The organism is Qipengyuania marincola (assembly GCF_029688625.1).
GTDB lineage: Bacteria > Pseudomonadota > Alphaproteobacteria > Sphingomonadales > Sphingomonadaceae > Qipengyuania.
On the sequence record NZ_JARULC010000003.1, the window covers coordinates 762,472 to 775,963 of the forward strand.

The 13,492-nt window shown below is 62.9% G+C and carries 9 protein-coding genes; 8 read left to right on the forward strand and 1 reads right to left on the reverse strand.

The annotated features are described in order from the left end of the window. Window positions 1-11 precede the first annotated feature (11 nt). From P8Q88_RS13670 to P8Q88_RS13705, 8 genes are all read left to right on the forward strand, one after another. Complete coding sequence (locus P8Q88_RS13670; RefSeq protein WP_278324383.1) at window positions 12-2,432, forward strand: chemotaxis protein CheA; 2,421 nt, start codon at window positions 12-14, stop codon at window positions 2,430-2,432. Continuing rightward, window positions 2,429-2,863 (forward strand): chemotaxis protein CheW, encoded by a 435-nt coding sequence (locus P8Q88_RS13675; RefSeq protein WP_278324384.1) that lies wholly within the window; start codon window positions 2,429-2,431, stop codon window positions 2,861-2,863. The genes P8Q88_RS13670 and P8Q88_RS13675 overlap by 4 nt, the downstream gene beginning before the upstream one ends. 57 nt (window positions 2,864-2,920) lie before the next feature. Then, complete coding sequence (locus P8Q88_RS13680; RefSeq protein ID WP_278324385.1) at window positions 2,921-3,286, forward strand: response regulator; 366 nt, start codon at window positions 2,921-2,923, stop codon at window positions 3,284-3,286. A gap of 10 nt (window positions 3,287-3,296) precedes the next feature. Continuing rightward, window positions 3,297-4,382, forward strand: a complete 1,086-nt coding sequence (gene cheB, locus P8Q88_RS13685) for a chemotaxis-specific protein-glutamate methyltransferase CheB (RefSeq protein WP_278324386.1) — start codon at window positions 3,297-3,299, stop codon at window positions 4,380-4,382. After that, window positions 4,373-5,242 carry a CheR family methyltransferase gene (locus P8Q88_RS13690; protein WP_278324387.1) on the forward strand — a complete coding sequence of 290 codons (870 nt, stop codon included), beginning with the start codon at window positions 4,373-4,375 and terminating at the stop codon, window positions 5,240-5,242. The genes cheB and P8Q88_RS13690 overlap by 10 nt, the downstream gene beginning before the upstream one ends. Window positions 5,243-5,357: 115 nt before the next feature. Further along, a complete protein-coding gene (locus P8Q88_RS13695; RefSeq protein WP_278324388.1) occupies window positions 5,358-6,890 on the forward strand; it encodes a putative bifunctional diguanylate cyclase/phosphodiesterase in 1,533 nt (510 codons plus the stop codon). Further along, entirely contained in the window at window positions 6,887-8,665 is a 1,779-nt protein-coding gene (locus P8Q88_RS13700; RefSeq protein ID WP_278324389.1) for a methyl-accepting chemotaxis protein, read from the forward strand. Before P8Q88_RS13695 ends, P8Q88_RS13700 begins: the two co-directional genes overlap by 4 nt. 72 nt (window positions 8,666-8,737) lie before the next feature. After that, window positions 8,738-10,141: a methyl-accepting chemotaxis protein gene (locus P8Q88_RS13705; protein WP_278324390.1), complete on the forward strand. Its 1,404-nt coding sequence runs from the start codon at window positions 8,738-8,740 to the stop codon at window positions 10,139-10,141. Window positions 10,142-10,160: 19 nt separating this feature from the next. Here P8Q88_RS13705 and P8Q88_RS13710 read toward each other — a convergent pair whose 3' ends face one another. Continuing rightward, on the reverse strand, window positions 10,161-13,484 hold the full coding sequence (locus P8Q88_RS13710) for an amidohydrolase family protein (protein ID WP_278324391.1): 3,324 nt from the start codon (window positions 13,482-13,484) through the stop codon (window positions 10,161-10,163). Window positions 13,485-13,492 lie beyond the last annotated feature (8 nt).

The following is a 13,492-nucleotide window of genomic DNA, read 5'->3' on the forward strand; positions in this document are numbered from 1 at the left end:
GGGCAGTATCAATGGATGACCTTCTGGCGGACTTTGTCGCCGAAACACGGGAAATGCTGGAGGCGAGCGGGGGCGAGATCGTCGCCTGGGAGGCCGATCCATCCGACCGCACCCGGCTGGATACGATTTTTCGCTTCGTGCACACCGTGAAGGGAAACTGCGGTTTCTTCGATTTTCCGCGCCTCGAAAGGCTGAGCCATGCGGCAGAGGACGCCTTGTCCGAATGTCGCGCAGGCCGGCGTGAGCCCGACGGCGCGCTAGTTTCTGCCGTCCTGGCGATCATCGATCGTATCAACGCGATGACCGATTCAATTGAAGCAGGTGAAGAATTTCCTGAGGGCGGGGATGAGGAACTCATTGCGGCCCTTCAGACCGGCGAGGCTATCGAGGTAAGCAGCGCCGCGATGTCGGCGCCTGCGCCCACCCCCGGCACCGGCACCGGCACCGGCGAAGAGGATTCACCTGACGAAGCGGGCGACGACACCCCAGTTGCTGCGAAGGCACAAACTGTCCAGCGCTCCATTCGTCTTCCGGTCGATCTGCTCGACGAGGTCATGAAGGGGGTTTCGGACATGGTCCTTGCCCGCAACGACCTTGCCCGCCGACTGCGCGAGGCCGGCGACCAGCCGACGATCGACGGACCGTTCGACCGCCTTTCGACCATCCTGGCCGATGTGCGCTCCTCTATCACCCGGATGCGCATGCAGCGCCTTGAACAGCTGTTCGGATCGCTCCCGCGCCTCGTCCGCGATTTGTCGAACGAGCTCGGCAAACAGGTGATGGTCGATTTCGAAGGCGGCGAGGTCGAACTCGATCGCGAGATGGTCGAGATGGTACGCGATCCGCTGACTCATATCATCCGAAATGCCATCGATCACGGCATCGAAGGTCCGGGCGAGCGACTGAAGAACGGCAAACGCGAAATTGGCATGCTGCGTTTTTCCGCGCGACAGGCCGGAAACCAGATCAGCCTTGTCGTCTCCGACGATGGCCGCGGAATCGACGTTGCGCGACTGGCCGAAAAAGCCGTGGCGGCAGGCATCTACTCCCAGGCGGAAATCGCCGCCATGTCCGAACGGCGCAAGCTTCACCTCATTTTCGAGCCGGGTCTCTCGACTGCCGACTCCGTGAGCGCGGTATCCGGACGCGGGGTGGGCATGGATGTGGTGCGCGCCAATATCGAGCGCGTCGGCGGCTCGATCGATGTCGTCAGCAAGCCGGGCGAAGGCGCGCAATTCCATCTCAAACTGCCGCTCACTCTCAGCATCATTGCTGCGCTGACGGTGGGAAGCAACGGCCAGCGCTATGCGGTGCCGCGCAGCTATGTCGAGGAAATCGTCTTCGGCGCGAGCGACAACGTCGAATTCGCCGCAGCCGGCGACCGCACACTGGTGACCTTCCGCGACCGCCGGGTGCCTTGCCTCGCCCTGGGCGAGATCCTCGGCATCGGCGAAGTGGATGAAAGTGACTGGGAGGAAAAGACGCTCGTCCTCATCCGCCTCGCCGGGGACGAGGTCTTTGCCCTCGCCGTCGATAAGGTGTTCGATCACGAAGACGTCGTGGTCAAGCCGATTGCCCCCGCCGTGATGGAAACCCGCCTTTATGCAGGCACCACTTTGCTCGACGACGGACGTCCGATGATGCTGCTCGATCTGCCCAGCATCGCCACCAGTCGAATGCAGTTGGGCGAAGGTCGCCTTGCTTCGCACCTGGTCGATGAGAAGGATGACGAGCAGGTTCGCGAAACGATGCGGATCATGCTGTTCGTCGGTCTCGACGGACGGCGACGCGCAGTTCGGCTGGAAACGGTTCGCCGCATCGATACGGTGGCACGCGAGGCGATCGACCTCGACGGCCAGCGCGCGCAGGCTGTCATCGAGGGCGAGATACTCACCCTGCTCGGCCACGACACCGGCGAATTGCCGGCCGAGCGTTGCAGGCTGTTGCGGTTGAGCGATGGCGATCGCGAAGTCGTCTACGCTGTACGGGAGGTGCTCGACGCGACCGAAGTCGACCGCGACCTCGTGCCGGCCAGCGGCGATCCCCTGATCGAGGGTGTCACGCTTGTCGAAGGCTCGCTCGTGCCAGTCCTCGACGGGCATGCCCTGTTTGCCGGGCTTGCTGCGCCGCGTGAAGCACGCCGGACCTGGTCCTGCCGCATTCCGCGGGAAAGTGATTGGGCCCGCACCATCCTTGAACCCCTGGTCGAAGCTGCCGGCTATCGCATCGTTTCCGACGAGGCGGAGGAGGCCGATATCGCCATCGAACTCGCCGAATCCGCGCATGCAAAGACCGCCGCCGGGGCCCGTGAGGTGATCCGTCTGCGCTCGGCTCCCGATGCCGCCGGAGCCGACGACACCACCATCTATCGCTACGATCGCGACGGCTTGCTTGCTGCTCTGAAGCAAGCTCGCATCGGGAGGACCGCATGACCGAACTTCTGCTCCAATGCCTGATCGCAGGGCGTCCTGCGGCGATACCCGCGCGCGAAGTGCAATCGGTGATCGCGGTCGAGGACATCACGCCCATTCCCGGTACGCCCGACTTCATTCTCGGCCTCACCGCGCTGCGCAGCCAGGCGCTGACCGTGATCGACTGCGCACGCGCTATCGGTGTGGAGAACAGCGCGCCGGTCGACGAGCGGCGCGCTGCGGTGGTCGATCTCGACGGCCATCTCTACGCGCTTCTCGTCGACGAAGCATATGATGTCGGCGAAGCGCTGAGCGAGGCCGTGGCCGTGCCCGGGGGATTCGGCGCTGGCTGGCAACGCGCGGCGCGCGGCCTGGTAGAAACCGAGCACGGTCCGACGTTGCTGCTCGACACATCTGCCCTGATCTGCACACCGCGGCAGGATGCGGCTTAAGCGAATAGTTACCGGTCGGCGCTTACAAGCATGCCGCAACACATGAGGTCACATACCATGAAAACCTGCCTGATCGTCGATGATTCGCGCGTCATTCGCAAGGTCTCGCGCCATATTCTGGAGACGCTCGGCTTCACGGTCGACGAGGCGGAAAACGGTAAGGAAGGCCTTGATCGCTGCGCCGAAACCATGCCGGACGTGATCCTGCTCGACTGGAACATGCCGGTAATGACGGGCATCGAGTTCATCACCCAGTTGCGCCAGCGCGATGGCGGCGACAAGCCCAAAGTCGTTTTCTGCACGACCGAAAACGACGTCGCACATATTCGCGAGGCGATCAGCGCCGGTGCCGACGAATATGTCATGAAACCGTTCGATCACGAGACGCTACAGATCAAGCTCCAGCTTGTCGGAATGGCCTGAGGCGCGGGCAATGAGCGCGGCAGCAGAAAGAACGGGCAGGTCGTCACCTGCGGAAGACCGGCGCAAGGTCCGGGTTCTGATTGTAGACGATTCGTTGACAGTGCGGACCGTTTTCACGCGGATGTTGCAGAAAGAAGTCGACGTCCACATCGTCGCGACCGCAAATTCTGCGGAACGCGCGCTGGAAGAATTGTCAGCGAATGACGTCGACGTGGTCATGCTGGATCTCGAAATGCCCGGAATGGGCGGGATCGAGGCGCTGCCGAAGATCCAGCGGATTGCCCCGGGGGCGCAAATCCTCGTCATCTCCTCGCTGACGTCCGACGGGGCGCAACACACGGTTCAGGCGCTCTCGCTCGGCGCTGCGGACACGATGCTGAAACCTCGGCCAGGCGGCTTCAACGACGATTATCGCGCCACCCTGCTCGAGAAAATCCGTGCGCTGGCAGGCATCGATACGCCTGCGCAAAAGCCCGTTCGCCCAATTCCGGCGATGGCCAAAGGACACAAGCGTCCCGAAGTGGTCGCAATCGGGGCCTCGACCGGCGGCATCCATGCCCTGAATCTATTCCTGCGGGCTCTGCCGGCAAGCTTCGACTTGCCCATTCTGATCACCCAGCACCTGCCGGACAGCTTCATCCCGGTGTTTGCGAAGCAGATGGAACTGGCGTCCGGCCGCCCTGCCCTGCTCGCCAATGACGGACTCGAAATCGAGCGCGGCCACGTGATTATCGCCCCCGGTCACGGCCACATGGTCGTCCGCAAGGATGGGTTGCGCTATGTGACGGGTCTGGCTTTTCATCCGGTTCGCAGCGGTTGTATGCCTTCCGTCGATCCCATGTTCGAAAGCGTGGCGAGCGCCTTCAACGGTCGGGCAGCCGGTGTTCTGCTATCGGGCATGGGACGAGATGGCACCGAAGGGGCAGAAGCAATCGCCAGGGCTGGCGGCACCCTGTACGCGCAGAACGCGGAAAGTTGCGCGGTCTGGGGCATGCCGCGAGCCATCACCGAAAGCGGCCTCGCCAGCGCGGTTTGTCCGCCTGAGGAACTGGCCGGAAAGGTCGTCGCCAGCGCCGGAGCGGCGGCATGGGCGTAGAGGATGCTTCGCATCGCATTATCGCCGACCTGTTGGAGCGAAAGACCGGACAGCAGCTGACTGAAAGCCGAATGTGGCGCATCTCGACCGCGCTCGCAGGATTGTTCCGCGAATTGGGTATCGACAATGTCGACCAGCTCGCCTGCCTCTTGGAGCGGCCGGGAGAACAGCATCTCGCCACGAAGGTCGTCGAAGCGCTGCTCAACAATGAAACCTATTTCTTCCGCGACCACACCTATTTTGCGACGCTGGCCGAAAAGGTCCTGCCGGATCTTGCCAGAAAGCGGGAATCCAGCCGCAAGCTGTCGATCTGGTCCGCCGGCTGTTCAACGGGTCAGGAGGCGCTGAGCCTGGCGATGCTTTTTTGCGAACAGGCCGGCCGTTGGACCGACTGGACGATCGAAATCCTGGGCACGGACATCTCCGGTAAAGCTGTCGCCGCTGCCCGAACCGGGTGCTATTCGCAGTTCGAAATTCAGCGTGGCATCAGCGTCGCCCAGATGCTCAACTTCTTCTCGGAAACGCCACGTGGCTGGCAGGCAAGCGACCGTATCAGTTCGATGACCCGGTTCCAGCAGCACAGTATTCTCGACTACCCGCCCAGCCCCGGACAATTCGATCTCGTCTTGTGCCGCAATGTGCTCCTGTATTTCGATGCCGAGCGGCGGCGCCATGTCTTTGACCGGCTTGGCTCGGCCACGGCAAACGATGGATATCTGATGCTTGGAGCCGGCGAATCCGTTCTTGGCCAGACCGAACGGTTCGAACCCTCCGATTGGGGATCATCCGTTTACCGCCCTGCATCTGTAGTGAGTCGGCTTTCGCAGCAACAATTGCCGCTGGCCGCGCGGGCGGGATAGCTCCTTTCGCGCGCGCCCTTGCGGGACAGGGTGAACGCGAAGTTTACCGGACCTTAGAGATTGGCGCTTATTGCGGCACCAGACCCTGAGTGGGCGCAAAAATCGGGGGCAGTTCTTGGATCATCGGCAGGATTTCGTGTCGCGCGACAGCAAGGCCATCGTATTTGGTCCGCTGGTGGTACTCGCCGGGATTTTTCTCGCGACCTTCGCGCTGACCCTGGCGAGTTCTCGCCTGGGCATTGCACAACCCATGGTGGTTCTTGCGAGCGGAACGGTTCTTTTCGCGGCGGCAGTGGCCATGCTCGCCCACTCCGGCGTGCGCCATCTGCGTCAGGCCGAACAGCTGAATCTGACGGACAGCTTGACCTATCTGCCCAACCGCCGCGCCTTGCACCGCGACGTCCAGCAGGAAATGCTGAATGGCGCAGAGGTCGCCCTCGCCCTCGTTGATCTCGACGGGTTCAAACTGGTCAATGACCACTACGGCCACGGCATCGGAGACACTGCGATCCGGGAATGCTCGAAAGTGTTTTGCGATCTTACGGAAGACGAAGCGACGATCTACCGCCTGGCGGGCGACGAATTCGCCGTACTGGTGGCCGGCCCGGTGGCCGGAACGCTGCTCGAAGGGTTGTGCCGCCGCATCATCGAACGCCTGGCGAAGCCCGTGAAGGTGGAAGACCGCCGGTTGAGTCTGGGAGCCAGCATCGGCCTGGCGCGATATGCGCCCGGCGACCCAGTCGATTCGTCGGAGCTGCTGCGCCGATCAGATGTGGCGATGTCTGCATCGAAGCGCGGCGGCCGAATGCGCTGCACCTGGTACAATCGTGCGTTCGACAAAAGCCGGGAACAGCTCAAGCAATTGGACGACGAAATGCGCGTCGCCCTGGCAAACGATGAGTTCCGCCTGGCCTACCAGCCATTGGTGGATAGCGAGAACCGCACCGTGGTAGCCGTTGAGTGCTTGCTTCGCTGGGAACGACCCGACGGCAAACAAGTGGGGCCAAATGTCTTTATCCCCGTTGCCGAGGAAAGCGGATTGATCAATTCCATCGGGTTGTGGGTCCTGCGCCAGGCTTGCATCGACGCGCTCGAATGGGAGGACATAACCCTGTCGGTCAACATCAGCGCTGCCCAGTTGCGCAATCCCGAATTTCCGGTGCAGCTCGGCCATATCCTCGAAGAAACTGGCTTCGATGCCGAGCGGCTCGAGCTCGAAATCACCGAGACTTGCCTCGTGCTCGACCCGGTGGTCGCCGAACGCAGTCTCGCGCTTATTCGTGGGTTCGGAGTGAAGGTCGCGCTCGACGATTTCGGGACCGGATATGCCTCGATCGGCTTCCTGCGCCAGTTCCGGTTCGAAAAACTCAAGCTTGACCGCAGCCTGGTCGTCCAGGCGAGCGAAGATGACGGCAGTCGGGCCATGATGCTGTCCAGCATCACAGTTGCGCGCGCGATGAAGATGGGCGTCACGGCCGAGGGCGTCGAGACGCAGGAACAGGCTGACATGGTCCGCGCTGCCGGCTGCGACCAGATCCAAGGTTGGCTCTATTTCAAGGCCATGCCTGCAGCCGAGATCGGACAGCATCTTGGCCATCCGGTCAAAGCGGACGGGAACAATATCCTCAAGGGACAGCGGGTCGCATGAACGCCATAAGCAATTTGAGCGCCGAGCATGACGCCATCGCGGCGGACGTCGAGGCCATGTTGAACGAGAATCCCGCGTCGGAAATGACCGATGCAAGTGCTCCTGCTGAAAAGCCGAAAGGCGTCAAAGGCTGGATGTATTCCAAATCGGTCAGCGAAAAGCTGCGCATCATCAGCACCATCAACATTGCCGCGGTGGGCTTCGTTCTTTTCTGCATCCTCGCCGGAGGGGCTCTCGCGCTCGACCTGCGGCATGACCGAATGGCGATCGCGGAAGCGACGCTGGCCACAGCAGACATTGTCGCGAGCACGGACGAAACCCGCCTTGCGCTCGTGACGCACTCGCAATCCGGTGACGCAGCCTTGCTCGCCGAGGCCCGCGCTGGTTTGCGCGACGCCGCCGAAATGCTCCAAACGGTCAGGGCAGATGCAGCAGAAGTCGCGCCCCAGGTGTTGCCGGCCGTTGACGCTGTGTCGAACGATCTCGGAAATCTTCGCGACAACCTCGCCGAGACCGGCGCGCAACAGCTTGGCGATGAACGCCTGACTGCCCTGCTCACAGGCCTCGCCGACCTCGTTGATGCAGCCGGCGCGCTTCGCACCGATCTCGATGAGGTCGCCGCGGCCAATGATGCTACATCGCGCATGCTTATCGCGATCCTGCTGACCTGCTTCGTACTGGTCTGCGGGGTCGGCGCAACGCTCGTCTATCTCAGTCACGGCAATATCGGACGCGACATTTCGAATTCGCTCCACCGCATGGCGGACGTATCGAAGCGCATCGCCGCCGGCGAGAAGGACATGCACATCCCAGGGACACGGCGCCCCGACGAAATCGGCGAGCTTGCCCGCAGCTTCCAGGTATTCCTGCGCGGCGCCCATGCGATCGAAAAGATGGCTTCCGAGCGTGCGAACGCGCGCGCCGAAAGGACGCGCGAGCTGTCGCAACTCGCCGATCATTTCGAAACTACCGTGGGCAAGGTGGTCGGCGGGGTCGCGTCAGCAGCTGGCCAGCTGCAGCGTACCGCCGGATCGATGAGCGACATGGCGGATCAGACCTCGACCCAGTCGCAACTGGTTTCACAGTCGATTGCCCAAGCATCGAGCGGCGCGACAGCGGCGGCGGCCGCATCTGACGAATTTGCCATGTCGATTGGCGAGATAAGCCGACAGGCTTCGCATTCGGCCGAACTGGCGCGCGCCGCAAACGACACCGCAAAGGGTGCTGACGAGACAATTTCGGCCCTGTCGCGATCCGCGGATCAGGTCGGACAGATCGTGGAGCTGATCCAGTCGATCGCCAAACGTACCAACCTGCTGGCCCTCAATGCATCCATCGAAGCGGCGCGCGGTGGCGAAGCAGGCCGCGGTTTTGCCGTGGTGGCGAGCGAGGTCAAGGAACTTGCCGCGCAGACGAGCCGGGCAACCGAGGATGTCGCAGCACAGATCCGCACGATGCAGGGGTCGACCAACGATAGCGTCAAGGCCTTGAAAGCGGTGACGGACCAGATTGCCGAAATCGAGCTGACGGCGACTTCCATCGCCAGCGCCGTTGACCAGCAATCGGTAGCCGGACAGGATTTGGCCCGCAGCATCGACGTGGCCGCAAAAGCCAGCGGCGAGGTCGCCCAGCACGTTTCGCAAGTCCGCGAAACCGCGCTTGAGACCGGTGCCGCCGCGAGTCAGGTCCTGAGCTCCGCGACCGAGCTCGACAGTCAGGCCGTGGAATTGCGCGAACAGGTCGCTTCTTTCCTGGCCCATGTGCGCGCGGGGTAAGAACGAATTAACCACGTGCCCCTATAGCCAAGGGTGCCCAGCCGGGCGCACTCGGTCGGAACGGGGGAATACGTGACTGCTCTTAGAGATCTGACAGATCAGTTCGTGAAGGACGAGGCCGCAGAGCAGCAGGTCTTCGAGAACGCGCCGGCAATGGCGGTCTCCGGATCGGCACCCGTCCGCTCGCGTAGTTCGCTGGAACGCTGGTTCAGCAATCTCGACAGCGACGACAAGCTGCGCGTCACTGCGGGTTTTCCGATACTGATGATCGCTCTGGTGGCGCTGGTCGCCCTTTTTGGTCTGTCGCGAATCGATCCAACAAGCGGCGCGGAGAACATCGCTTCATCGCGCACCATCGTCATGACATGCGTCGGTCTGTCGGCTGCATTCTTCGGCCTCATCATTGCCCTGTCGTCGCGCATCTTGTCGAGCGACGTCGTTGATACCGTGCGCATCCTCAACGATGACATGCGCCGGATCGCTTCCGGTCAGACCGATTTTGCAATTTCCATCCAGGGCCGTGTCGACGAGTATGGAGAGATGTCCGAAAGTCTCGAGATATTGCGTCTCAAGATGGCCGATCTCGAGCAGCTAATGGACGAGCGGGTCAAATCCGCCGACGATCGCCATGTCATGCTCGAACGTCTGGCCACAGAGCTTGAGAACGGGGTTGGCGAGGTGGCCGGCAGCGTTGCGGCTGCAGCGACCCAGCTTCATTCGACCGCAACCAGCATGGCGGCCTCAGCTGAGCAGGCGAGCAGTGCGACGCATCATGCGCTGGAAGCCATGGGCCGCGCATCCGAAGGTGCCATCGCAGCAGCCGCCTCATCGGACGAATTTGCCATGTCGATCGGCGAGATCAGCCGCCAGGCGGCGCATTCGGCGGACCTCGCCCGGAAAGCCAACGACGCGGCGAGCGGCGCGGATGAAACGATCATGAGTCTGGCCGAAGCAGCCGACCAAGTTGGCGCTATCGTGGAACTCATCCAGAGCATCGCCAAGCGTACCAACCTCCTCGCGCTGAATGCCTCGATCGAGGCAGCCCGCGGAGGCGAATCGGGTCGCGGTTTTGCCGTGGTGGCAAGCGAGGTGAAGGAACTCGCAGCGCAAACCAGCCGAGCGACCGACGATGTCGCCGCGCAAATCCGGGCGATGCAGGAATCCACCGGCGCAAGCGTCTCGGCGCTGCGGGCCATTGCCGAACATATTCGCGAGATGGAAGGCACCGCGAGCTCCATCGCGAGCGCGGTCGATCAGCAATCGGTGGCAGGCCGCGACATGGCGCGCAGCATCGACATCGCTGCCCAGGGCACGGAAGAAGTGACCGCGAGCATGCAACAGGTGCGCGAGAGCGCAGTCGCTACCGGCAGCGCCTCAAGCCAGCTCCTCGGTTCGTCGAGCGACCTCGAACAGCAGGCGAGCGAGTTGCGCCGGCAGGTCGCCACCTTCCTGTCGCGAGTCAAATCGGCCAGATAATCCTCGTTTTGGATTCGCCCTATTCCCACCAGTAGGGCAGGCGATTGTCCGAGCCGGTGACCACTTCGTTCATCGTGCGCGCATCGTAGAGCCTGCCGCCGAGCATCACGCGTTCGATATCGTCCGAATTGCGGATATCCTCGCTGGGGTCGGCCGAGAGGATCAGAAGATCGGCAAGCTTGCCGACTTCCAGGCTGCCGACGTCACGATCCATGCCCAGCGATTGCGCCGCCCAGATCGTACCGGCGCGCAGCGCCTCGACCGGGGTCATCCCGCCACGCACGAAGCTCCACAGCTCCCAATGCGCCGCGATGCCTGCCTGCTGACCGTGGGCTCCGATAGCGATCTTGACCCCGCGTTCGGCAAGCTTCTTCGTTTCGCGCGCCGCGTCGTCGTCGACAAACGCCCAGTCTGGTGCCGTGACGCGGCGTGCTGTGTCCGCGATCAGCTGGCGGGGCGGAGTATGCACCAGCAACGGATTGTCGAACACGTCGGTCGCCTGACGCCAGTATGGGTCGCCCGCAAGCCCGCCATAGGTCACCACCAGGGTCGGCGTATTATTGGTCTGGGAGCCACCCCAGAACTGCAGCACGTCCTCGTAGAAATATTCGACCGGGACATTGTGTTCGACGGTCGAATTGCCATCGGCGATCAGGTTCATGTCCATGCCGAACAACGACCCGCCCTCGGCCACCACAAGCATGTTTTCGGCCTTGGCCGCGGCGACGACCTGCTGACGTTGTTCGCGCCGGGGCTGGTTGTAATTCTTCACCGAAACACCGCCCTGCGCCTTGATGCGGCGCACATGGGCGAGCGCGTCTTCATAGCCGTCGATCCGTGCAAACACAGACGGAGCCTTGGCACCGTATATGATCTCGCCGGTCGAGAAGATTCGCGGAGCCAGCAGACTGCCCGCTCGTTGCCGTTCGGCGGCGGCGAATATCATGCTCGCCTGCGATGACGGGTCATGCAGCGTGGTCGTCCCGAGCGCCAGATTCTGCACCAGCGACCAGTTCTGCTGCGGGATGAGATCGCCCACGCCTTGCGCGCCATGTGCATGTGCATCGACGAGGCCCGGCATGATGGTTTTTCCGGCTGCATCGATCACGGTCGCGTTGCCAGGCACTGCGACCTCCGCGGCGCTGCCGATAGCCTCGATCCTGTCGCCGCGAATGACGATCGTGCCGTTCTCGACGATGCCCGCACCATCTCCCGCCATCGTCAGGATGCGCGCGCCGGTCAGCGCGACGACCCCCTGCGCCTTGTCGGCGGCGATCGTTCGCGCAAGCGATATGCCGGTTTCGGGTGGCGCGAAGGTCGGTGCATCCTCACCCTGCGGCGCGGTCGCAATCATGTCCGAAGCCATGGCGCGATACAGCGTGGGTCCCATCGACCAGGTGAGCGTGCTGCTGCCATCGGTCCAGCCGATATAGTCCGCTCCACCCTTGCTCGCGCGCGTCACTGGAAGGGAACTCGACTTTTCGCCCAGCGTAACGGCCTGCCCGCCGGGCATCAGCGGAGTGACGAAGACTTCGTAATTCTCGCGGAAAGCGAGAAGGTCGCCGCGCGGGCTGACACTATACCCGCTGACCAGTTCGCCCTCGGCGTGCACCTGCCGCTTGTCACCATCGAGAGCGGCCGAGATCAGCTGGAGCTTGCCCTCCGACTGGCCGAGCATGAACAGCCTTTCGCTGGTCGCCCCGAACTGGGGCTCGGTCATGCCGCGCGCCACAAGGCGCGCATCGCCACCTGCAGCCGCAACCGCATAAATGCCCGGATTTTCCGAATATTCGGGCGAGGTGAGATAGCCCCCCTCGCGCTTTTCGAACACGATCGTGCGGCCATCGGGCGAGAACTGAGGCTTGGCATAATGGCCTGGCATTGACGTGACGGCGCGCGCACCGCGCCCGTTCGCATCGGCGACCATGACCTGGCCAAGCCCATCGTCGGTCCAGCGGACGAAGGTGACGCGGCGTCCGTCGCGCGACCAACTGGGCCACAGCTCGAGCGCTTCCGCTTCGCCCGACGACCAGCGTCGCGGTTCCCCTCCGCCAAGCGGCTTTGCATAAAGCTTCCCAAGACTTTCGAAGATCACCGTGCGGCCATCAGGCGAAACACTGGCAAAACGCGGGATCCGCGCGGTGAAGCTGTCCTGCCCCACCGGGATCGCAGGGTGCGGGGCATCGGCCACACCCCTCGTATCGTCGATCGCAAAAGGAATGACGCTCGACCCGCTGCCATCCGCAGCGATGCGGCGGATCTTGCCGCCCGCCCAGGCAACGATGGCGCTGCCGTCCGGTGTCCAGTCCATCCGCGGATAGAAGCCGTAAACCGCCCAGGTTTCCTGCATGTCGAAATCGAGATCGCCATAGACCATCCGCTCGACACCCGTCGCGAGGTTCTTGACCCACAATTCAGTCTGGTCCTTGTCGCGCCGGATGAAAGCGAGCGAGCGGCCGTCGGGCGATGGCGTGGGGCGAACCGCGCCGCCATAGCCGCTTGCCGCCGTCGTCACTTCGGTCGTCGTCAGGTCATACCGTTCAATCGCGAAAGTGCCCTGGGTCGAATCCTGCGCATATTCGAAGATCGGCCCGCCTGTGACGTTGCGCGTGTAGTAGACCGCATCCCCGCTCGGCGCATAGATCGGCTCACCCAGCTCTTTCTGCAGCGATTCACTGGCCCGCGCTACCAGCTTGACGCCACCGCCGCCCGAACGGTGGTAGAGCCAGATCTCGCCAGTGCCGAGCGAGCGCTGCGTGGTAAAATGCTTCTTCGCAACGATATATTTCCCATCCGGCGACCAGTCGGGCTGGTTGAGCAGGCGAAAATCTTCCTTGGTTACTTGGCTCTTGTTCGAACCATCGGCATCCATCACCCAGATATTGTCGCCCCCGCCGCGATCCGAGGTAAATGCGATCCGCCGTCCGTCAGGCGAGAACCGGGGCTGCACTTCCCAAGCGAGACCTTCTGCGATCCGGCGCGGCTTGCCGCCTGCGATCGGCATCGTGTAAATGTCCCCCAGCAAGGCAAAAGCCAGCATGCGGCCGTCGGGCGACACATCAACGTCGATCCAGGTACCCTCGTCGGTGCGGATCGGGACCTGGCGGATGGTGAAGCCACGCGGATTGCTAACGTCCCACGCCTCTTCGTCGTTCGCCGCTGCAGCGCTGGTCGTCGCAGGCGCAGCGTCGATGCGCAGGCCGGTGCCTTCGGCCGGCTGAACTTCCTGCGAGGCATCGACCTCCTGCTCCTCGACCGGATTGGGCGCCGGTTCGGGGTCCTGCGCGAAGGCTGCCTGGGCCACGAACAGGGTCGCGAGGACGGATGCGATGCTCGATTTCATGTCTCTCT